Raw genomic sequence first — 19,882 nt, 5'->3', positions numbered from 1 at the left:
AACACCGGCACCCACTCCGGCCGCTCCGCACTGATCACCTGATCCACGCCAAGATCATCGATCACGCCGAGACAGCGTTACGGGACAACCTTTAGAACTCGTCGAGCGAACCAAGCCTGATGTCGCTCTGCTCGACCTGCAGCTCGCCGACGGCAAGGAAGCCAGTGGCCTCGACCTCGCCGAAACCCTCAACGCGCGCAGGCCCGAGACGGCCCTACTGGTCCTCTCGGTCTCGAACCACCCTGCCTATGTCAACCGACTCCTTTCACTGCGTGGCAACCGGATCGGTTACGTCCACAAGGAAGGTCCTGGAGGCTTGGAGAACCTCATCGACGCCGTCCGCCGGGTCGCGATCGGGGAGACCTACGTCGATCCCTCCCTCGTCCGACAACTCATTGGGATCAAACGGATACCGGAACATCCGATCAAGCGCCTCACGGAAAGGGAGCTGGAGGTACTCAAACTCGTCGCCCAGGGACGCACGAACGCTGGGTTGGCACAGGAGCTCAACATCGGAATCCACACCGCGACGCACCACGTCTCCAACATCTTCACCGCGCTTGGGCTGGCAAAGGGCATCGACACCGACCAGTCCGGCTTCAACGCCCGCGTACTGGCCGTGCTGAGTTACCTCAGTCATGTCGGCGCAGGCGACGCTCACTGAGGCTCCGCGCGACCTGTGGTGACGTTGCGTAGCGGCGGTGTGATTCCGCCGGTTCGGCGAGCGCTCGATACACCGAACCGGTTGCCATGCAACAGAAAAACGCAGAACGCCGGTATGAAGTAGGTACTCTCACAGATCAACTCCACAGGGACCCCACGCGTCGATGAGTGCCACATACACCTGTTCTCGTTGCCCACGAGCGCGGACGGGCTTCCGGTGTTCGGTGTCCCGTCGGAAACGCTGGCAGCGCACACGTTCGAGCCCGTGTATGGGCGGTGACCACGACAGTCCAGTGTGGACGGATCCGTACGCGTTCACGGTCGCCAACCTGGGGTGCTCGTGTTCGTGCGGAATTACGGCAGTTCACCGCTCTACGCGGTCTCGCCCGTTGTGATGAGGGTGCCACGTTCGGCGGCAGAGGTGCTTGCAGCGACTGGATCTGTTCGAACGCAGCGTCATGCTCATCCCGGATGCGATGTACCTCGGGTTGAACAGGTGTGGAGGTGGTCGTGGAACCGCAGGCGATCTGGCGCATGCCGCAGACCGAGCGGCGTGAGCAGATTCTCGACGCGGCCCCTCGTGCGTTCGCTCGCCTCGGCTACGCGGCCACGGGCGTCGACGACGTTGTCGCGGAAACCGGTATCACCCGTGTGCAGCTGTACCAGCACTTCGCGTCGAAGAGCGACATGTACCGCGCCGTGCTCGATCGCGCCTGGGCGTCGCGGTCGGGTCGGAGGACTTCGAGGAAGGCGGCATTCGGGCGCTGGTGCGTGCCGCCTCCGCGGACCCGGACGGGTTCCGGCTGCTGTTCCGCCACGCCGTCCGCGAACCGGAGTTCCGCGACGTGGTCTACCGGATGCGAGGCGAGTCCGCCGCGGTCGCTCAGCGTGAGGGGGACGAGACCATTCCGGAAGGGCCGTGGCGCGGCGGGCGGCGCAGTTGGTGCCGACGATCGCGGTCGAGGCCGTGATGGACTGGCTCGACGCGAGTAGTCCCGAACCGGAGCGCATCGGCGTGGTCGTGCAAGGCCGTGGTCACCGCGGCCGGGGGAGTGAGGGGAGCTTCCCAACGCGGGGAAGCTGCCCTCACTCCCGTCAGGCCGGCGAAGTCAGCGTCGCCAGGTGGGCGCCGACCTCCTCGGCGCGCGGATCGTCGAGATCGATCATGATGGCGAGCGCCGTGCGCAGCAGGTCGGCGTCCGCGGTCGCCAGCCCCAGCGTGACGAGTGCCTGGGCCTCGCCGTGCCGGTCCCCGATCTCGCGGCACACGGCGATCGCGCGGGTCGCGGTCGCCGCGGCGTCGTCGGTTCTGCCGAGCAACCGCTCGACGGCGCCGAGGCCGTTCAGCGCCTGGCCGATGCCGTACTGGTTGCCGATGTGCACGCTGTCCTCGGCGGCTCGCCGGTAGCAGTCGGCCGCCGCCTCCAGCTTGCCGAGGTCGCGATAGGTGTCGCCGAGGTGTGCCAGCGTGATGCATTGGCCGAAGACGTCGTCGATCTCTCGATACACCTCCAACGCGTGCAGGTGCGACTCGATCGCGTTGCCGAACTGGCCGAGGCGGCGGTACTCGTCGGCCAGTCCCATCGTGCTGAAGCCCTCGGTCCACTTGTTGCCCACCTCGCGGCTCGCCACGATCGCCTCGATGTAGTAGGCGACCGACTCCCCGTGGTGCTTGAGCTGCGAGTGGGCGAACGCGAGGCCGACCAGGATCTCGCTCTCGCCGTACCGGTCTCCCAGCTCTGTCGTCGCGTCGAGTGCGATCAGGTACAGCTGGATGCCTTCCGCCCAGCGGTTGCGGACGAACATGTACCCGGCGAGCCGCCACGGAAGCTGCCAGGCGTGTGCGAGCAGACCCCGCGCCTTCGCCTCGCGGGTCAGGTGCGCGACGTTCTGGAACACGGTGTCGCACCACGCCAACGCCTGCTGGCTGTCCGCGAAGCTCGGCACGACGATGCCGGGGTCGCGCGCCACGATCGGCCGCAGGGGGCGCGGGGGGTGGATCGACCGGTCCGCGGCGTCGGCGGTGTGCAGGTAGTAGTCGAGCAGCCGCCGGATCGCCGCCGTGTCCACTTCGGACACGAGATTGGCGGCGTAGGCGTGGACGAGGTTGTGCATGTCGTACCGGCCCGGTGTCGGCTGCCGCACCAGGTGCGCGCCGCAGAGCTCCTCGAGCACGTCGTCCGCCTCGGCCACTGTCCACCCGGCGAGCGCCGCCGCGGCGTGGGAGTCGATGTCGACTCCGGGATGTCTGCCGAGCAGCTCGACCATGCGTCGCTGCGGCGGGTCCAGGTCCGAGTAGGACAGGTTGAACGCCGCCTCGACGCTGTGCTCAGTCGTCTGCAGCTCAGCGACCTGCCGTTGCTGGTCGGACAACCGATCACGCAGATGAGCCAGCGGCCACGCGGGACGGGCGCGCAGCCGCATGCCGGCGATGCGGATCGCCAGCGGCAGCCGTCCGCACAGTTCGACGACCTCCTCGACCAGCTCGGGTGGCTCACCGGCCAGCCGCTCCGGTGTGCAGATCGTGGTCAGCAGCGCGATCGCGTCGGGCAGCGGGAGGACGTCGAGCGTCAGCGGCTGGACGTGCTCCAGACCGGACAGCTGGCGCCGGCTGGTGATCAGCGTGCGGCAGCTGTCCGTTCCCGGCAGCAACGGCCGGACCTGGGCCTCGGACTGCGCGTTGTCGAGCACGACCAGCACCCGCCGGTTCGCGAGTTGTGAGCGGTAGAGCGCGGCACGCGCCTCGGTGTTGTTCGGGATGTCCTGCGCGAGAACGCCGAGGCTGCGCAGGAACCGGTCGAGCGCCTCGCCCGGATCGAGCGGCGAAACGCCTGTGGTGTGGCCGTGCAGGTCGATGAACAGCTGTCCGTCGCTATACCACGGCGCCAGCTGGTGCGCTGCGTGCACGGCCAGTGTGGACTTGCCGACGCCCGCCATCCCGTCGATCGCGCTGATCACGGTCGTGTGCGCCGAGTTCTGCGGGTCGGCCAGCCGGGCGAGCTCCGGCGTGCGTCCGGTGAACGCGGGCAGGTCGGCGGGCAGCTGGGCCGGGCGGTCGCGGACAGGCGCCGGTGCGGCGGGTGCCGGGTCCGGCTGTTCCTCGGCGTCGTCGGCGTCGGCCAGCAGCTGCCGGTGCAGTGCCCGCAGGTCGGCGCCCGGCTCCACGCCGAGCTCCTCCACGAGCTGATGACGCGTCCGGCGGAACAACTCCAGCGCCTCGGCGCGCCTGCCCGTCCGGTGCAGGCTGAGCATCAGCATGCTGACGAGACTTTCCCACAGCGGGTTCTGCCGGAGCAGCGCCCGCAGTTCCGGGATCAGCTCGTCGTACTCACCGAGCGCGAACCGGGCCCGCAACAGTCGTTCGTGGACCCGGTCGCGCTGCGCCTCCAGCCGGGTCGCCTCGGCCTCGAGCGCCGGGCCCAGCGCGATGTCGTCGAGCGCGCGTCCACGCCAGACGTTCAGCGCGCGTGAAAGGTGTGTGCGCGCAACGGACTCGTCGCCCGCCTGCTCGCCCAGCGCGGCGTGCTCGCTGAACGTGGCGAGGTCGAGCTCGCCCGGCCGCACTGTCAGAACGTGTCCACCACCGCGCAGTGTACGCAGCCGGGACTCCGGTTCGCCGGGAACGCTCAGCGTCCGGCGCAGTCTGGTCAGGTAGGTGCGCAGGTTCGACGCGGCGGAGCTCGGTGCGTCGGACCACACCAGCTTCAGCAGCTGGTTCGTCCGCACCTCCTGGTTGGCGTGCAGCAGCATCGCAGCGACGACGGCCCGTTGCCGTGGTCCGCCCAACGGCTGCGGTTGTCCGTGCACGAGAACTTCGACCGGGCCCAGCAAGCGGAACTCGGCGACGTTCGTCATTTGTAGAACCTCCCCAGGCGGTTCAAGCGAAGAAGGAACTATAGGACTTCCGTGTGCGCTGCCATGTGCGTTTCCGATGCGATCACGTGTGCATTGATCCGAAAGAATCCCTGGTGAGGGCCGATGGGGGAGCCCGTCTGGTCCGAACGGTGCACTTACTGGGGTACTTGCATCGGAAGGAAAATGTTCGTGATTTGTATGGGGGATGGGGGAGTGGCGCGTGTCGCTGCTCGATGACAGCATGGATGTTCTCTCGCCGTGGCGTGAGTACCAGCTGCGCGGGAATCCGCCGGAAACCGTTGCCGTTGACAAGATTCTGCCGGGAGACTCGCCGAGAACCGAAGGCGAGAACGCCCACCACATCAGGGCGCTGATCTCGATTGACGGACGGTTGCCGCCCATTGTCGTGCACCGGCCGACCATGCGGGTGATCGACGGGATGCACCGGCTGCGCGCGGCGGCGCTGCGAGCGGACCGCACAATCGAGGTGCGGTTCTTCGACGGCGACGCCGACGAGGCTTTCGTGCTCGCGGTGGAGGCGAACGTCGGCAATGGGCTACCGCTGACACTGGCCGACCGCAGGGCGGCGGCCGCTCGGATCATCTCGACTCACCCGAACCGGTCGGACCGATGGATCGCACTGGTCAGCGGCCTGGCCGCGAACACGGTCGGGGCGATCCGCAAGTGTTCGACCGTCCAGGACGCGCAGTCGAACACCAGGATCGGGCGGGACGGCAGGGTGCGCCCGCTCGACAGCGGGGACGGGCGGCGGCTGGCCGCTCAGCTCATCCTAGCCAATCCGGAGTGGTCGCTGCGCGACGTCGCGAGAGCCGCCGGAATCGCTCCGTCCACTGCACTTGACGTGCGCAATCGGCTGCGATCCGGTGCTGATCCCGTGCCCGCGGGACGCGACGCGAAATCGGCTCCCGCCGAGCGGGATTCACGCGCGGCCCAGCGCCGCAAAACGGCAGGCGCGGAGCCCGAGGTCGATCCCGAGGCCATTCTGCGCATGCTCCGCAACGACCCGTCGCTGCGGTTCACCGATGTCGGGCGCAGATTGCTCCGGTGGCTCGACGCGTACACGGTCGACAAACAGGTGGCCGCGCCGCCCGTGCAGGGAATTCCGGCGCACTGCATCGGCTCGATCGTGGCGCTCGCGCGCCACAACGCGCGGTTCTGGGCGATGTTCAGCGAGTACCTGAACGAACTCCAGAAGGATTCACAACTGCCGTGAGCCGGTTCATTTGGCCGGTTCATGCGGTGGAACGGAGAATGGTGAGGTGAGCGGCGCGGAGCTCGGCCGCCGGGTCGATGCCGAGCTCGGTCGTGAGCCTGCCGCGGATCTCGGTGAACAGGTGCAGTGCCTTCGCGCGCTGGCCGGACGCGGCCAGCGCGCTCATCAGCCTGGCGTGCAGCCCCTCGTGCAGCGGTTCGGTCGTCGCGACCGCCGACAGCTGCTCCACGGCCCGCTCGGGGCGGTGCAGCCGGATGGCGAGGTCGGCGTGATGGAGTACCGCGGCGAGGCGGCGTTGCCCGGCGGCGATCGCCGCGGGGTGCTGCCACAGCGCGGAGGTCGTGTCGGCCAGCACACTGCCGCGCCACGTCGTCAGCGCCTCCTCCAGCAGGTCCACGGTGAACTCCGGTTCGGTGGAGGCGCCGGCCGTGGCGAGCAGGCCGGTGAACCGCAGCACGTCCACTTGGTCGGGGCGCGCGGTGAGCCGGTAGCCGTCGTGCGTCGCGGTGATCTGCGGTGCCCTCGGCGCAAGCTGCCGCAGGATCTGCCGCAGCCGGGAGGTGTAGGAGTGCACGAGGTCGACGCACGTGGCGGGCGGCGCCTCACCCCACAGCACGTCGATGATCTCTTCCCGGCTGACGGCTTCGTTGGCCTGCAACGCCAGCAGGCCCAGCAGGCAGCGCTGCTTCAGCGAGCTGATCTCGACCGGCCGGCCGCCCGCCACGACGGTGAGCCTGCCGAGCACGCCGAGGCGCACGTCGTCCGCGGGGCTCTCGGACGCCAGACCGAACCGGCCGGGGTCGATGCCGACGGCCGCGGCCAGCGAGCGCACGGACTCCGGCCGCGGCCGCCGCACGGTTCCGTTCTCGATGTAGCGCACCGCGCGCACGCTCACGCCGGAGCTGGCGGCCAGGTCGCGCTGGGTGAGTCCCAGCTGGATGCGTTGTTGCTGCAGCAGCCTGCCGAACGAACCAGCGCCGAACGAACCGGCTCGTGATCGCATGCGTCCCCCTTGTTTCCCCGGCGAGGTGCCCAGAAACTACGACCGGCGCCGATTCCGCACAACAATTCGCCAATGTCGCGACTCACCGGGGGAGAATCGTTGGTAGCGCAGCGGATCACCGTATTGGTCACGGGTGGACACGGGTTCATCGGCAGTCATCTCGCGTTCGGTCTGGCGCTGCGCCGATTCCGTGTCGTCGTGGCCGACAGAATCCGCCGGGAGACCGAACGGGTGGAGTCGGTGCAGCTCGACGTCACCGACTTCGGTCGATGTGTCGAAGTAGTGCGCACGGTGCGGCCGGACGTCGTTTTTCACCTGGCCGCGTCGTCGACCATCGACTCGGCTTTCGCGGATCCGCGCGACTCGTTGATGACGAACGTGTGCGGAACGATGAACGTGCTGGAAGCGGTCAGGACCACGGATCTCGGCCTGCGCCGGTTCGTGCTGGCGTCGACCGACAAGGTCTACGGAGAGCTCACGACCGATTCCTATCGGGAGGATTCCGCGTTGCACGCACGTGGTGTGTACGACGTGGGCAAGCTTTCGGCCGACCAGCTGACCAGGATGTACGGCGACGAGCTCGGGGTGCCGGTGTCCGTTCTGCGGCTCTGCAACGTGTTCGGTCCGGGAGACCCGCACACCGGCTCACGCATCGTGCCGCGGTCGTTGAGCAGGATGTTCGACCCGGTGCGCCCGTTGCCGCCGGTGCTCTACGAGCCGTCGATCGCCCATGGCCGCGACTACGTCTACGTGACCGATGTCGTGCGTGCTCTGGAGTTGGTCGCGTTCAGCCCGGCGGCGTGCGGCGAGGTGTTCAACATGGTGCCCACGGCCCATCGAACCACGCTCGACCTGGTCGAGGAAATGATGGAGAAGGCCGAGCGGGCGTGCGAGCCGCACGATCCCGATCGTGCGGCCGCTATTCGGAAGAACGGCTACGAGGTCGTCTCGGGCAACGGTTCGGCACGCGCTCTCGCACGGCAGCATTGCGACGGGACCAAGCTCGGTTCACTGCTCGGTTTCCGCAATCTGGTATCGATGTCCGAAGGACTGGACCGAACCGTGATGGCGTTCATGCAGGACTGCGGAATCGGCTGAAGGACGTGTTCGAGGTCGAACCGTTGCCGGTATTTCGCGACGGCGGATACGGTCGCCGCACGTTCCTCGGGGGTGATCATCACGTCTGCGCAGAACAGCGAAGAGATCGAGCGGTTGAGAGCGGGGTACGACGAGGAACTGCGATCCGGCCGGGCCGAGTTCTTCCACCTGCGGAACACGAGCTGCCCCTGGTGCGGTGCCGCTGACATCGCGTTGCTGGCTGTCGTTTCCGACACCAGGCAGGGCAAGCCCGGTGTTTTCCGGATGGACGAATGCGCGGCCTGCGGACACGTTTTCCAGAACCCGATGCTGACCGAGGTCGGCCTGGCGTACTACTACCGCGACTTCTACGACGGCGTGGGCCGGGAGCACTACGCCTCGGTCGCACGGCTGGGCGGGCGCGGTCACCGGAGCCGGGTTCGTCTGGTGGCCGGCCGGTCGACCCCGGCGAACTGGCTCGACGTCGGAGCCCGGCACGGCCACTTCTGCCGGGAGGCGCGCGCAGCCCTTCCCGGAACGCGGTTCTCGGCGATCGACCCGAGCCCGGAGGTGTGGCGGGCACGGGAACGCGGCTGGGTCGACGACGCCTCACAGCTGCCGCTGACCGACTACGCCGATGCCCACGAGTCCGAGTTCGACGCGGTCAGCCTGATCCACCACCTGGAACGCGCGGCGGAGCCGAAGCGGGAGATCGCGGCGGCACGGAAGACGTTGCGCCCTGGCGGGCTTCTGCTGGTCGAGCTGGTCAATCCCGCCAGCCGGTTCGCTCGGCTGCACGGCAGGTACTGGTACTGCTGGCTGGCGCCGCAGAACCTGCACCTCATGCCGTGGCGCAACGTCGCGAAGTTCTTGGAGGACAGCGGCTTCGCGGTACTCGAAGTGCAGCTGGGCAAGGCGAACAAGCCGTTCGACAACGTGGGTGCGGTGCTGACGGCGCTCAACCACCACCTGCCGCCCGCGCGGCGGTGGCCGTGGCTGACGCGGCAGGTCCGCTTGTCGGACAAGGTCCTGCGGAAAGCCGTGATGACGCTGTGCTTTCCGCTGATGGTCCTGGCGTTCGCCGCAGACGTGCTCTCGCACGTGGTGATCTCCCGCGGCAACGGCGGGAACAGCTACCGAATTGTCGCGGTGCTCCGATGAGAGGTGAAGCGGTGGACGTCGACCAGCTCCAGAAGCGTGCCGAGAAGGCAGCGGATCGTGCGATCACGCATCTCTGGGACCGGCAGCGGCCGGACGGGGCCTGGGTGGATCGGCTCTCGTCGTCGACCATCGCGACGGCGCTCGGCGTGATCTCGCTCTTCCGCGCCGACGCGGAGGGCTACGCGGATCGCATCGCGTCGGCGGTGCGGTGGTTGCGGGAACACCAGCGCTCCGACGGCGGGTGGAGCATGGCGGACGCGGAGGCGCCGAGCAGCCCCGGCATGACCGCGTTCGGCATCGCGGCGCTGCACGAGGTCGACCGCGCGGCGCACGACGACGTGATCGCTCGCGGCTGGGGCTTCCTCGACGCGAACGACGGGATGAACGTCATCCCCGGCCTGCGTGGTGACGCGCCGAAGACGTGGCCCGCCGCGCTGCCGACGATCTGGGCTCTGGTGGGGCTGCGCGACTTCCAGCAGCAGCCGAACCAGCCGGTCGAGATCATGCTGTTGCCGCCTCGGTTGCGGAACAAGGTCTCGATCGCACTGCCCGCGATCCTGGGCCTCGGCGTGATGCAGAACCGGCGGATGCGGCGCCAGCCGCTGCGCAGGGCGCTCGGCCGCATCGCGGAGCCGCTCGCGTTGCGCTGGCTGCGCGAGGTCTCCGGGACCAACGGGGGCATCGAGGAGTGCCCGATGATCGCCGGGTTCGTCTACTTGGGACTGCGCGAGGCGGGCGTGGCGACCGATCTGCAGCTGAGCTCGTTGCGCTATCTCCTGGAGACGCAACGGGAGGACGGCTCCTGGGCCATCGACCGCGACCTCGAGATCTCCGTGACCGCCTACTCGGTGATGGCGCTGAGCGAGTTCTCGGCCGTGGCCGAAGAACCGGACCTCACGCGCACCCGCGAATGGCTGCTGCGCCAGCAGTGGAACAAGCCGTTCACCCCGCTCGGGCTGCCCGCGGGTGGGTGGAGCTGGGCGTTGCCGTCGGGCTGGCCGGAGTCCGAGGACACCGCGGTCGTGCTGGGCGTGCTCGCCGACCTCGGCGTGCCCCGCTCGCATCCCGCGGTCGAGCTGGGCATCCGGTGGCTGGAGAACCAGCAGAACACCGACGGCTCGTGGTCGGAGTGGGTGCGCAACTCCTCGATCATGAACGACCGGCCGTGCGCAGGCGTCACCGCACACGTCGTCATGGCGCTGCAGCGGTACGGCGAGTCGTCCGCACCCGGTTCGCTGATCGCGCGGGCGCTGACATACCTGCGCACCCACCAGGGCGCCGACGGGTCGATCGCCTCGGTCTGGTTCCGCGACAACACCCACGGCACGAGCCGGCTGCTGGAGGCGTTCACGGACACCGGCATCGGCGGCCAGGTCGTGGAGAAGGCCCGGTCGTGGTTGCTGGAGAACCAGGCGGCGGACGGGGGCTGGCCGCTGCGCCACGAGCTGCCGCCCGAGGGCAGCACCGCGGAGGAGACGGCGTGGGCGCTGTTCGCTCTGCTCAAGGGCGGCGAGAGCCCGCTGAGCCAGGCCGTGCTGCGCGGCGTCGACTGGCTGGTGACCCACCAGGACGACCAGGGCACGTGGCGACCGAGCGTCGTCGGTCTCTACTTCGACGACCTGTGCTACACCGACGACCTCATCGCGCACACCTTCGCGTTGCGCGCGCTCGGCCGGTGGCTGCGGGCGGTCCGGCCAGAAGGTGCGCGATGATCACGAGTCTGCTGCGCTGGATGTGGCGGCCGTCGCGGTGGAATGCCCCGGAAACCGGCGCCTGGCCACCCGGACCGCGACTGCCGGCCGCACTGCAGACGATCATGTGGGTGGTCGCGCCGATGAGATTCGGCAGCGCGTGCCTGCGGCGGTACGGGCCGGTGTTCACCGCGCGCATCGTCGGGTTCGGCCGCGTCGTCCACGTCTGCACACCGGACGGCATCCGCCGGATCCTGCGGGACGACGCGGGGAGTTTCGACGCAGCCGCGGCCAACAAGGCGATCGGCTTCGTGGTCGGCGACCACTCCCTGCTGATGGCGCACGGCGTCACGCACACCGAGCGGCGCCGGATCCTGATGCGGCCGCTGCACGGCGCCAACGTCGCCACCTACGTGGAGCTGATGGAGTCCGTCGTCGAGCAGGAGATCCGGCGGTGGGTGGCAGGCACCCGCGTCGAGCTGCTCGACTGCTTCCAGCGGGTGACGCTCGAGGTGATGATGCGGGCGGTGTTCGGCATCACCGACTCCGTCCGGCTGGCGCGGTTGCGGGTGCTCGTGCCGAAGCTGCTGGACGTCAACCCGCTGCTGATCCTCCTGCCGGCGATGCGCACGAAGATCGGGCCGGGGGCCCGGTTCCAGAAGCTGCTCGCCGAGGTCGACGAGATCGTGTTCGCGGAGATCGCCGAGCGTCGGGCGGCCCCGAAGCGCGGCGGCGACGTGCTGTCGTTGCTGGCCGACCAGCCGTGTACGGACCAGGAGCTGCGCGACCACCTCGTCACGTTGCTCGCCGTCGGCCAGGAGACCACAGCGACGCAGCTGGCCTGGTTCTTCGAGCGGGTGCTGCGCACACCGGACGCCTTGAAGCGGGTCACGGCCGCTGTCGAGGAGGGCGACGGCAAGCTCCTCGACGCGGCGATCCACGAGTCGATCCGGGTACGTCCGTCTACTTTGGACCTGGGACGGGTCGGCAGGCGGACGTGGCGTCTGGACGACTACGAGTTCCCGCCGGGCACGATGTTCGCGGTGTCGCTGGGGTTGCTGCATCATTCCGCCGCACTGCACCCGAATCCGGGCGAGTACTCGCTGGACCGGTTCTACCCGGTCGAGCCGCCGAGCGCGCACTTCCTGCCGTTCGGCGGTGGCAGCCACCGCTGTCTCGGCGCGTCGCTCGCGATGGTCGAGATGCGCACCGTGATCAGCACGGTCCTGCGCACCGTCCGGCTGGAACCGGCCGATCCCGCGCCGGAACGACTCGCGCCCAAAGGACCGATGCTCGTGCCCGGTCGCGGAGCCGCGGTCGTCGTCACCGAAGTCCTCCCGTCATGAGAGCGGAACCGATGTCGCGTCCCTTCCCGTTTCCCACGGCGAAAGCGCTCGAGCTCGAGCCCGAGTACCGCTTGCTGCAACAACAGGAGCCCGTGTGCCGCGTGCGCTTCCCGTACGGCGAGGAAGCCTGGCTGGTCACCCGGCACGCCGACGCGCGGACCGTGCTCACCGACCCGCGGTTCTCGCGCGCGGTCTCGTTGCAGCGCGACGTCCCGCGCGTCACCGCCGAGAACTTCAGCGGTGGCATCGTCGCGATGGACCCGCCCGAGCACACGCGGTTGCGTGCCGTCTGCCGGCACGCGTTCACGCCCCGGACCGTCGCCCGGTTGCGCGACCGCGCCCAGGAGATCGCCACCGGGTTGCTGCGGGAGGCGGCGAGCGCGTTCGACGCGGTGGAGGAGTTCGCCGTTCCGTTCACCCTCAAGATGGTGTGCGAGCTGCTCGGCGTTCCCTACGAGGAACGGGACACGTTCCGGCACTGGGCGGAGGCGGGCCTCGCGACGACGTCGATCTCCGAGGAGCAGCGGCTGCGCGCGACCGCCGACATGTGGGAGTACATCGCCGATCTCGTCAAGGCGCGGCAGCGACACCCCACCGACGACCTGATCTCGTCGATGGTCGTCTCCCGCAACGACGTTTCCGACGAGGAGCTGGTGATCGTCGTGATGACGATCCTCGTGGCGGGCTTCGAGACGACCTCCACCCAGCTCCCGAACTTCCTGCACGTGCTGCTGGAGGATCCGGCTCGGTTCCGGCAGCTGTGCGACGACCCGGCGCTCGTCCCGTCCGCGGTCGAGGAGCTCATGCGGTACGTGCCGATCGAGGCGAACGGCGCCTCACCGCGGTACGCGGTGAAGGACGTCGTGCTCAGCGGAACGACGATCGAGGCGGGCACGCCGGTCGTCGCGGCGACCGTGATCGCGAACCGGGATCCGGCCGTCTTCGCCGATCCCGACCGGCTCGACCTGACCCGCAACCCCAATCCCCACCTGGGCTTCGGCGCCGGCGCGCACTTCTGCCTCGGCGCTCCGCTCGCCCGGCTGGAACTGCAGGTGGCACTGGAGGTCCTGGCGACGACCACGCCAGGACTGAGGCTCACGGAGGACATCTCGTGGAAGAGCGGAATGCTGGTGCGCGGACCGTCGAAGCTGATGCTGACGACCGGGTGACGTCACGGGAACCACCTCCGGTGGAGCGGTTCCGGCCCACCGAGCTCGACCGCGACTGGCCCGCGCTGCGCGCCGGCTGCCCGGTCAGCCGCACCACCGCGCCCGACGGCTCCGACGTCTGGCTCGTCACCAGGTACGCGGACATCAGGTCCGTGCTGGGCAGCCAGGACTTCAGCGTGTCCCCGCTCGACCCGGAGCGCGGCACCGGCACGGCCGAGGCGAACGAGTCGATCTTCCAGGACCCGCCGGAGCACACCCGGTTGCGCGGTCTGGTCGCGGGACCGTTCGCCGCGGGGCACGTCGGCCGCTACCGGGACGCGATCCGCCGCAAGGCCGACGCGCTGATCGCGGAAATGCGGTCAGCACCCCGATCGGTCGACGTCATGGCGCGGTTCGCGAAACCGCTGACCATGAACGTGATCTCCGAGGTGGTCGGCATCCCGGAACCGGACCGGGCGATGTTCCAGCGGCTGTCGGACCAGCTGCTCGTGCCGGTGTCCGAGGCGCAGGGCGTGGTGGCGCTGGAGGGCTGGCGGCAGCTCAACGACTACGTGCTGGCGCTGATCGCGAGCAGGCGCGCCACAACGTCTGAAGAGGACAGTCAGGATCTGCTCGGCCACATGATCCGGGCCCAGCGCGACGACGCCACGTTGACCGACGCGGAGCTGACCACGATGGTGCTCGGACTTCCCGTCGCGGGCTACGTGAGCACGGCCAACGCGATCGCGGTCGCCGTGCGGTACCTGGCGGAACGCGGGTGGCTCGAGCGGATCCGGCCGGCGCCGGACCGAGGTGAGCTCGCGAGGTCGTTCGTCGAAGAGGTGCTGCGGATCCAGTCCGGGGACAACGGCGAGTCGATGCCCCGGTTCGCCAAGTGCGACCGGCGGGTCGGCGACACGGTGATCCCCAAGGGAGCACAGGTCGTGGCGCCGTTGGTCGCCGCGAACCGGGACGACGAGATCTTCGACCGGCCCGACGAGTTCGACCCGCACCGGACGGGGCTGGTCAGGCACCTGGCGTTCGGGTTCGGGATCCACCGCTGCCTCGGCGCGAACCTCGCCCGGCTGGAGCTGCAGGTCGCGGTGGACGCGCTGGTGGAGTCCGGGATCCGGATGGAGCTGCTGGAGGGCTGGGACGACGTGCCGTGGAAGGTGAACATGCTCGGAGACCGCTTCCCGGAGCGGCTGGTCGTCGGACTGGCAGCCGCGTGATGGCGCACGGCGTGATGGGGCACAGCGTGATGGGCCGCCACGTGCTGTTCGCGTCGATCCCGGCCTGGGGCCACGTCCACCCCGTGCTGCCGGGTTTCGCCGAGCTGGTGCGCCGCGGGCACCGGGTCAGTTTCGTCGCGTCGACGAGCTTCGCGCACGAGGTCGGCAAGGTCGCCGAGGTGGTGCCCTACCGGTCGCCGATGGACGGCCGGGCCGACGTGTCGGACATGGCGACGATCCTGCCGCTCATGCTGGAGGAGACGCGCACGTCGTACGCCGCGCTGGAGCGGGTGGTGCGCGACGACCGTCCCGACGTGATCGTCGCCGACGTGCTGGCGGGCTCCGGCTGGGTGCTCAGCCAGGTGACCGGCATCCCGATGGTCCGGACCTGGCCGGTGTTCGCGTCGAACTCCGAGTTCTCGCTGCACCAGGACTACTCGTCGCGGCCGGACGACGCCGCGTCGATGGCGGCGTTCTTCATCGAGGTCGCCCGGTTCCTCGGCGAAGTCGGACTCGGCGTCTCGCCGGAGCTGTTCTTCGACAACGTGGCCGAGCACAACATCGCGTTGTACCCCAGGGAGATCCAGCCGCGAGGGGACACGTTCGACTCGCGGTTCACGTTCGTGCGGCCGTGCATCCGGCCGGCCGAGCACTCGGCGGACGAGGCGTGGCTGAGCGCCGCCGAGCCGCTCGTCGCGATCTCGCTGGGCACCGTGTTCAACGAGAACCTCGGCTTCTTCCGCACGTGCGTCGACGCTGTCGGACGGCTCGGCTGGCACGCCGCGGCGGCGATCGGCGGCAAGATCCGCGCGCAGGACGTGGGACCGGTCAGCGACCGCGTCCTGCTGCGCTCCACCCTGCCGATGATCGACACGCTGCGACACGCGTCGGTGCTGGTCTCCCACGGAGGCCTGACCAGCACCCTCGAGGCGCTGGCACACGGCGTGCCGGTGCTGATCGCACCGCAGATCGGCGAACAGCGGGCGGTGGCCGACCGGGTCGAGGCGCTCGGACTGGGTGCGCGGCTGCCCGAGCAGTTCACCGCCGAGGACGTCGCGGACCGGATCAAGACACTCGCGCACGACCAGGACGTGGCCCGCCGGATCGCCGAGTTCCGCACAAAGCTGTGCGGCGGGCGCCCCGGCGCCGAGTTCGCCGACGCCGTCGAACTCGCATTTCCCGAGTGATGGCCCATGTGTTTGACAGGGAGAATCGTGCAGCAGTATCCGTTCGCCCGAGATTCGATCATCGACCCCTCGCCGGTTCTCGCCGAGCTGCGCGAGGCAGCGCCGATCCACCGGGTCCGCCTCGCGACCGGCGGTGAGGCGTGGCTGGTCACGCGGTACGACGACGTCCGCGCGCTGCTGGGCAGCCCGGACTTCGGCACGCAGTACCCCGGCACGATGCCGGTAGCCGACGCGGGCAACCTGGCGGCCGGGTTCATGTTTCTCAAAGACCCGCCGGAGCACACCCGCCTGCGACGCAGTGTCAGCAAGGCGTTCACCGCCCGCCGCATCGCCGAGCTGCGCGACCGTGCCGAGGCGGTGGCCACCGGCCTGGTCGAGACGATGCTCACCGAGGGGCCGGTCGTCGACGTGCAGGAGGCGTTCGCCTACCCGCTGCCCATCGCGATCATCTCCGAACTGCTCGGCATTCCGGACGCCGACCGCGGCCGGTTCCGGCGCTGGGCTGACGTCGTCCTCCGGTCGGTCGGCGCCGGGCCCGAGGCGTACGGCGAGGCCTTCACGGACCTGCAGAAGTTCGTCGTCGACCTGGTGGCGGCCAAACCCGGCGGCGCCGACCTGTTGAGCGACCTGGCGCGGGACGACGACGGCCTCACCCCGCTGGAGATCGCGTCGATGGCGATGGGGCTGCTGATGGCCGGCTACGTGACGACAGCGGCCGCGATCTCGCACGGGTTGCTCCGGCTGTTCCAGGCACCCCTGGTGCTCGGCCGGGTCGTCGCGGGCGAGCTGGAGATCGGGCTGGTCGTCGAGGAGCTGCTGCGGTTGCAGGACGAGGAGGTCGGCATCAACCGGATCGCACAGTCCGATGTCGAGCTGTGCGGTGTGCGGATCGCCCGCGGTGACACGGTCATCGCGTCGCGGTCGGGCGCCAACCGCGACCCCGGCGCGTTCGAGCGGCCCGGCTCGATCGGGGTGGCCGCCGGGCGCAACCCGCACCTGGCGTTCGGACACGGGATCCACCACTGCCTCGGCGCCGCGCTCGCGCGGATGGAGCTGGAGGTCGCGTTCAGCACGCTGCTGACCAAGATCCCGACGCTCCGGCTCGCCGTGCCGGTGAGCGACGTGCGGTGGAGCGCGGACGGCATGGACGTGAACATCGACGGCCTGCCCGTCACCTGGTAGCGGACGAGAAAGGTTGCGACACATGGGAAAGAGCGTTCCGAGACTCACCCGGCCGTACGACCCGGAGGAGCTCGACCGGCTCGTCCGCGACCGGGGCGCGGTGATCCTGGAGCAGGCGTACTCGCCGCAGGACTGCGAGACGTTCCTCAGGCAGGTCGACGAGTTCCTCGCCGAACACCCCGAGGAGGCCGACTACGCGGCCGGGTCCGTGCTCGGGTACTTCCAGGGCAGCACGACATCGACGCTGCACTCGCTCGTCGGCCGGATCGACTGCGCGCCGAAGATGGTGCTGCAGAGCGACATCGTCGGCTGCGCGCGCCGGGTGCTGAGCCCGCTGTCGGAGACGGTCCTGCTCACCATCGCCGAGTACATGGCGCGCGAGCCCGGCGCGCACCGGCAGGAGCTGCACTGCGACACGTACTCGTGGCGGCACGTGCCGGGCGGGGAGAACCCGATCGCGCTGACCGTCATGGCCGCGATGAGCGACTTCACCGCGGCGAACGGCGCGACCTGGGTCGTGCTCGACAGCCACGGCGGCCCGCCGGACGCGGCGCCGCCGGACTGGAGCGAGGCCGTCCAGGCTGAGATGAGCCAGGGCGACGCGCTGCTGTTCCGCGCCGACCTGTTCCACGCGGGCGGCGCCAACACCACGGCGTCGGACGTGCGGCGGATCTTCTCGATGGGGTTCCAGGTCGCCTGGCTGCGCCAGGTCGAGAACAGCACCCTCAGCGTGCCGCCCGCGAAGGCCGCCGAGCTGCCGCCCGAGCTGCGGGAGCTGCTCGGCTACTCGCACGAGCTGGTGCTCGGTCTCTACAAGGGCGGCCACCCGGCGAACGCGCTCAAGCAGGCCTGAGCCGCGCTGGGCGGCTTCGGTTTCCGCCGCGGTCGGCCGAGCTCAGGTGAGCCGGTAGCGAGGACGCATCAGCCGCCGGGCGAGCACCGTGAGCGCCATCGACGGCACCGCGAGGGCGAGTGCCAGCACCGGCCTGCCGGAGGCGGCGACCAGGAACGTGCCGAGGACGATCCGCTCGACGACGACGATCTCGTGCGCCCTCAGCCCGACGGGCCGGGGAATGGGGCGGGGTGCCCGCGCGACCTGCAGCAGGGAGACCCCGCCCAGCCCGATCGACACGAACAGACAGGTGAAGTAGACCGGCACGTCGATCGGAACCAGGAACGGCCACGTGCCACCGAGTGCGATCCAGCCCGCGTAGAAGAGGACGAGGCCGCGGACCGTCGCCTCGTCGCCGTGGGTCACCGGGTACGTCAGGCATCCGCCTTCGCGGTCACCGTCCCGATCGCACAGGGCACCCAGGAGGTTCGATCCGGAATCGTGAACCCAGAACATCAGCGCCACCGGGACCAACTCCCAGGCGGGCCACGGTTGCACCACCATCGAGCCGTACAGAACTGTCAGTGCGGTCGGTAGTCCGCGCGCGGTGTTGCCCCACAGCCCGCGCCCTTTCAACCGGCTCGCGTACGCGATGCCGAAAATCGTGGCGAACCCGGCGAGCAACGCCGTCCGCGGGTTGACCAGAACCGCGATCAGCCCCCCGGCGCTGATGAACGCGATCATCATGCTCTTGGCCGTGCCGGCCGACATCCGGCCGGACGGAACCGGGCGGTGCGGTTTCGTCAACGCGTCCAGCTCGCGGTCGAAGTAATCACCTCCGTACAACGACGCGATCCACGCGAGAGTCGGCACGAGCCATGCCAATGCCAACTGAGGCAATGGCGCCTCAGGATTCGTGAACACAGCACCGCTCACGCCGACCACTCCGGCGTAGAAAACGGTGTCCGGCCGACAGGCCTCGACGTGTGCCAACAGTTTCACCCGAATTGACGGGGCCGTGTGCATAATCCGGACCGTACCGATCCGGGCGCTGTTTTCTCCAGGAGTTCACATGGCGGTCGCACACGTTGTCGGAGCGGGAATCGCCGGATTGGCCGCCGCGCTCGCATTGCACGCGGAAGGGTGGTCGGTGCGGGTTTTCGAGCGGAGTGCGGACCTGCGCGCGACCGGCGGAGGCATCGGGATCACCCCCAACGGCGTGCTCGCGCTCGACGAGATCGGCGTGGGCCGGGTGATCCGCGCGCGGTCGGTGGTCCAGCTTCACGGCGGTGTGCGGACGCCGAACGGCCGGTGGCTCGCCCGCAGTTCGCTGGACTTCGTCGAGCGCCGTTACGGCAGGCCGATCCTGGCTTTGCCGCGGACCTCGCTCGTCAGAACGCTGGCGGAGGCGCTGCCGCCCGGTGCCGTCGAGTTCGGGGCACGTGCGGAGCCCGTCCACCTCGGCGACCGGGGGACACCGGCGGTGCTGCGCGTCGGGGACGCGGAGCTCGAGTCCGATCTGCTGGTCGGCGCCGACGGCATCCGCTCGGCGGTGCGACGGGCGATTTTCCCGCAGCACCCCGGCCTGCGGTCCGGTGGTTCGGTGAGCTGGCGGGCGATCGTGCCCGCACGCGGGCTGATGCCCGACGCCGCGGAGACCTGGGGCCGCGGGCTGCGATTCTCGGTTCTTCCGCTACCCGGCGACGAAGTGCACTTCTCCGCCCTCGCGCGCATCGCCGTGCGGCGCGGTGCCGACCGCCCGCACGACTTGTTCGGCGGCTGGCACGACCCGATTCCGCTGCTGCTGGAACGCGCGTCGGCGATTTTCTTCGACGAGATCGAGGAACTCACCCAGCCGCTGGACGGTTTCGCGAGCGGTCGCACCGTGCTCGTCGGTGACGCGGCGCATCCGATGACACCGAACGTCGGATCGGCGAATCTGGCGCTCGAGGACGCCGTGGAACTCGCCCGCGCGACAACGCCCGGCCGGCCGTTGTCCGGCGGACTCGCCCGGTACGACGAAATGCGGCGCCCGCGCACGACCCGGTTGAGCCGGATGTCGCGCTGGATGGGCAGGGTCGCCGAACTCTCGTCGCCCTCGGCCGTGGCACTGCGCAACGGCGGCACGTGGCTCGGCGGATTTCTGCCGGAGGCCGTTTCCCGTCGATCCATGGACACGATGGTCGGCTGGGTTCCTTCTTCCCAGCGTTCGACCTAGAAACGTTGTGCCTCGTCGGTCGCGCTGTTTCACTTCCCTGCACTGGAACGTCC

At 69.5% G+C, this 19,882-nt stretch carries 16 protein-coding genes and 1 pseudogene; 14 read left to right on the top strand and 3 right to left on the bottom strand.

What is annotated here, in order from left to right:
- The first annotated feature begins 316 nt into the window (after positions 1 to 316).
- The 3 genes and pseudogenes from ABZ345_RS45100 (at position 317) to ABZ345_RS45090 (ending at position 1,634) form a co-directional block, all read left to right on the top strand.
- Positions 317 to 664: a LuxR C-terminal-related transcriptional regulator gene (locus tag ABZ345_RS45100; protein WP_359861533.1), complete on the top strand. Its 348-nt coding sequence runs from the start codon at positions 317 to 319 to the stop codon at positions 662 to 664.
- Between the two features lie 533 nt (positions 665 to 1,197).
- Positions 1,198 to 1,305: pseudogene (locus tag ABZ345_RS45095) on the top strand (TetR family transcriptional regulator); the annotation flags it as partial.
- A 125-nt stretch (positions 1,306 to 1,430) separates the two neighbouring features.
- Positions 1,431 to 1,634 (top strand): hypothetical protein, encoded by a 204-nt coding sequence (locus tag ABZ345_RS45090; protein ID WP_359861535.1) that lies wholly within the window; start codon positions 1,431 to 1,433, stop codon positions 1,632 to 1,634.
- A gap of 124 nt (positions 1,635 to 1,758) precedes the next feature.
- Here the strand turns inward: ABZ345_RS45090 and ABZ345_RS45085 are convergent, their stop codons facing one another.
- Positions 1,759 to 4,518, bottom strand: a complete 2,760-nt coding sequence (locus tag ABZ345_RS45085; RefSeq protein ID WP_359861531.1) for a BTAD domain-containing putative transcriptional regulator — start codon at positions 4,516 to 4,518, stop codon at positions 1,759 to 1,761.
- Between the two features lie 220 nt (positions 4,519 to 4,738).
- Between ABZ345_RS45085 and ABZ345_RS45080 the strand changes: the two genes are divergently transcribed.
- Positions 4,739 to 5,752, top strand: coding sequence for a ParB/RepB/Spo0J family partition protein (locus ABZ345_RS45080; RefSeq protein WP_359861529.1), 1,014 nt, complete (start codon positions 4,739 to 4,741; stop codon positions 5,750 to 5,752).
- Between the two features lie 19 nt (positions 5,753 to 5,771).
- On the opposite strand, the gene ABZ345_RS45075 is transcribed toward ABZ345_RS45080, so the two are convergent.
- Positions 5,772 to 6,755, bottom strand: coding sequence for a BTAD domain-containing putative transcriptional regulator (locus tag ABZ345_RS45075; RefSeq protein WP_359861527.1), 984 nt, complete (start codon positions 6,753 to 6,755; stop codon positions 5,772 to 5,774).
- 72 nt (positions 6,756 to 6,827) lie between these two features.
- Here ABZ345_RS45075 and ABZ345_RS45070 point away from each other — a divergent pair, with 72 nt between their 5' ends.
- From ABZ345_RS45070 to ABZ345_RS45030, 9 genes are all read left to right on the top strand, one after another.
- A complete protein-coding gene (locus tag ABZ345_RS45070; RefSeq protein WP_359861525.1) occupies positions 6,828 to 7,853 on the top strand; it encodes an NAD-dependent epimerase/dehydratase family protein in 1,026 nt (341 codons plus the stop codon).
- A 72-nt stretch (positions 7,854 to 7,925) separates the two neighbouring features.
- Positions 7,926 to 8,993: a class I SAM-dependent methyltransferase gene (locus ABZ345_RS45065; RefSeq protein WP_359861523.1), complete on the top strand. Its 1,068-nt coding sequence runs from the start codon at positions 7,926 to 7,928 to the stop codon at positions 8,991 to 8,993.
- Entirely contained in the window at positions 8,990 to 10,705 is a 1,716-nt protein-coding gene (locus tag ABZ345_RS45060) for a prenyltransferase/squalene oxidase repeat-containing protein (RefSeq protein WP_359861521.1), read from the top strand. The genes ABZ345_RS45065 and ABZ345_RS45060 overlap by 4 nt, the downstream gene beginning before the upstream one ends.
- Entirely contained in the window at positions 10,702 to 12,030 is a 1,329-nt protein-coding gene (locus ABZ345_RS45055) for a cytochrome P450 (protein WP_359861519.1), read from the top strand. Before ABZ345_RS45060 ends, ABZ345_RS45055 begins: the two co-directional genes overlap by 4 nt.
- A gap of 11 nt (positions 12,031 to 12,041) precedes the next feature.
- Positions 12,042 to 13,199 carry a cytochrome P450 gene (locus ABZ345_RS45050; RefSeq protein ID WP_359861517.1) on the top strand — a complete coding sequence of 386 codons (1,158 nt, stop codon included), beginning with the start codon at positions 12,042 to 12,044 and terminating at the stop codon, positions 13,197 to 13,199.
- On the top strand, positions 13,142 to 14,410 hold the full coding sequence (locus ABZ345_RS45045) for a cytochrome P450 (RefSeq protein WP_359861515.1): 1,269 nt from the start codon (positions 13,142 to 13,144) through the stop codon (positions 14,408 to 14,410). The genes ABZ345_RS45050 and ABZ345_RS45045 overlap by 58 nt, the downstream gene beginning before the upstream one ends.
- Positions 14,410 to 15,597 carry a macrolide family glycosyltransferase gene (locus ABZ345_RS45040; protein ID WP_359861513.1) on the top strand — a complete coding sequence of 396 codons (1,188 nt, stop codon included), beginning with the start codon at positions 14,410 to 14,412 and terminating at the stop codon, positions 15,595 to 15,597. The genes ABZ345_RS45045 and ABZ345_RS45040 overlap by 1 nt, the downstream gene beginning before the upstream one ends.
- Positions 15,598 to 15,624: 27 nt before the next feature.
- Positions 15,625 to 16,779: a cytochrome P450 gene (locus tag ABZ345_RS45035; RefSeq protein ID WP_359861511.1), complete on the top strand. Its 1,155-nt coding sequence runs from the start codon at positions 15,625 to 15,627 to the stop codon at positions 16,777 to 16,779.
- Between the two features lie 22 nt (positions 16,780 to 16,801).
- Entirely contained in the window at positions 16,802 to 17,632 is an 831-nt protein-coding gene (locus tag ABZ345_RS45030) for a phytanoyl-CoA dioxygenase family protein (protein ID WP_359861509.1), read from the top strand.
- A gap of 42 nt (positions 17,633 to 17,674) precedes the next feature.
- On the opposite strand, the gene ABZ345_RS45025 is transcribed toward ABZ345_RS45030, so the two are convergent.
- Positions 17,675 to 18,613 (bottom strand): UbiA family prenyltransferase, encoded by a 939-nt coding sequence (locus ABZ345_RS45025; protein WP_359861507.1) that lies wholly within the window; start codon positions 18,611 to 18,613, stop codon positions 17,675 to 17,677.
- A gap of 70 nt (positions 18,614 to 18,683) precedes the next feature.
- Here ABZ345_RS45025 and ABZ345_RS45020 point away from each other — a divergent pair, with 70 nt between their 5' ends.
- A complete protein-coding gene (locus ABZ345_RS45020) occupies positions 18,684 to 19,829 on the top strand; it encodes an FAD-dependent monooxygenase (RefSeq protein ID WP_359861505.1) in 1,146 nt (381 codons plus the stop codon).
- Positions 19,830 to 19,882 lie beyond the last annotated feature (53 nt).

It is taken from the genome of Lentzea sp. NPDC005914 (assembly GCF_040629405.1).
In the GTDB taxonomy this organism is placed as follows: Bacteria; Actinomycetota; Actinomycetes; order Mycobacteriales; family Pseudonocardiaceae; genus Lentzea.
This window is presented reverse-complemented; position numbering and strand designations above follow the sequence as displayed.

What these genes read in the sequence shown, in the direction of transcription:
- ABZ345_RS45060 (WP_359861521.1), top strand. Translation starts at nt 8,990, where the DNA reads ATGAGAGGTGAAGCGGTGGACGTCGACCAGCTCCAGAAGCGTGCCGAG.
- ABZ345_RS45020 (WP_359861505.1), top strand. Translation starts at nt 18,684, where the DNA reads ATGGCGGTCGCACACGTTGTCGGAGCGGGAATCGCCGGATTGGCCGCC.
- ABZ345_RS45030 (WP_359861509.1), top strand. Translation starts at nt 16,802, where the DNA reads ATGGGAAAGAGCGTTCCGAGACTCACCCGGCCGTACGACCCGGAGGAG.
- ABZ345_RS45040 (WP_359861513.1), top strand. Translation starts at nt 14,410, where the DNA reads ATGGCGCACGGCGTGATGGGGCACAGCGTGATGGGCCGCCACGTGCTG.
- ABZ345_RS45075 (WP_359861527.1), bottom strand. Translation starts at nt 6,755, where the DNA reads ATGCGATCACGAGCCGGTTCGTTCGGCGCTGGTTCGTTCGGCAGGCTG.
- ABZ345_RS45070 (WP_359861525.1), top strand. Translation starts at nt 6,828, where the DNA reads ATGTCGCGACTCACCGGGGGAGAATCGTTGGTAGCGCAGCGGATCACC.
- ABZ345_RS45050 (WP_359861517.1), top strand. Translation starts at nt 12,042, where the DNA reads ATGTCGCGTCCCTTCCCGTTTCCCACGGCGAAAGCGCTCGAGCTCGAG.
- ABZ345_RS45085 (WP_359861531.1), bottom strand. Translation starts at nt 4,518, where the DNA reads ATGACGAACGTCGCCGAGTTCCGCTTGCTGGGCCCGGTCGAAGTTCTC.
- ABZ345_RS45055 (WP_359861519.1), top strand. Translation starts at nt 10,702, where the DNA reads ATGATCACGAGTCTGCTGCGCTGGATGTGGCGGCCGTCGCGGTGGAAT.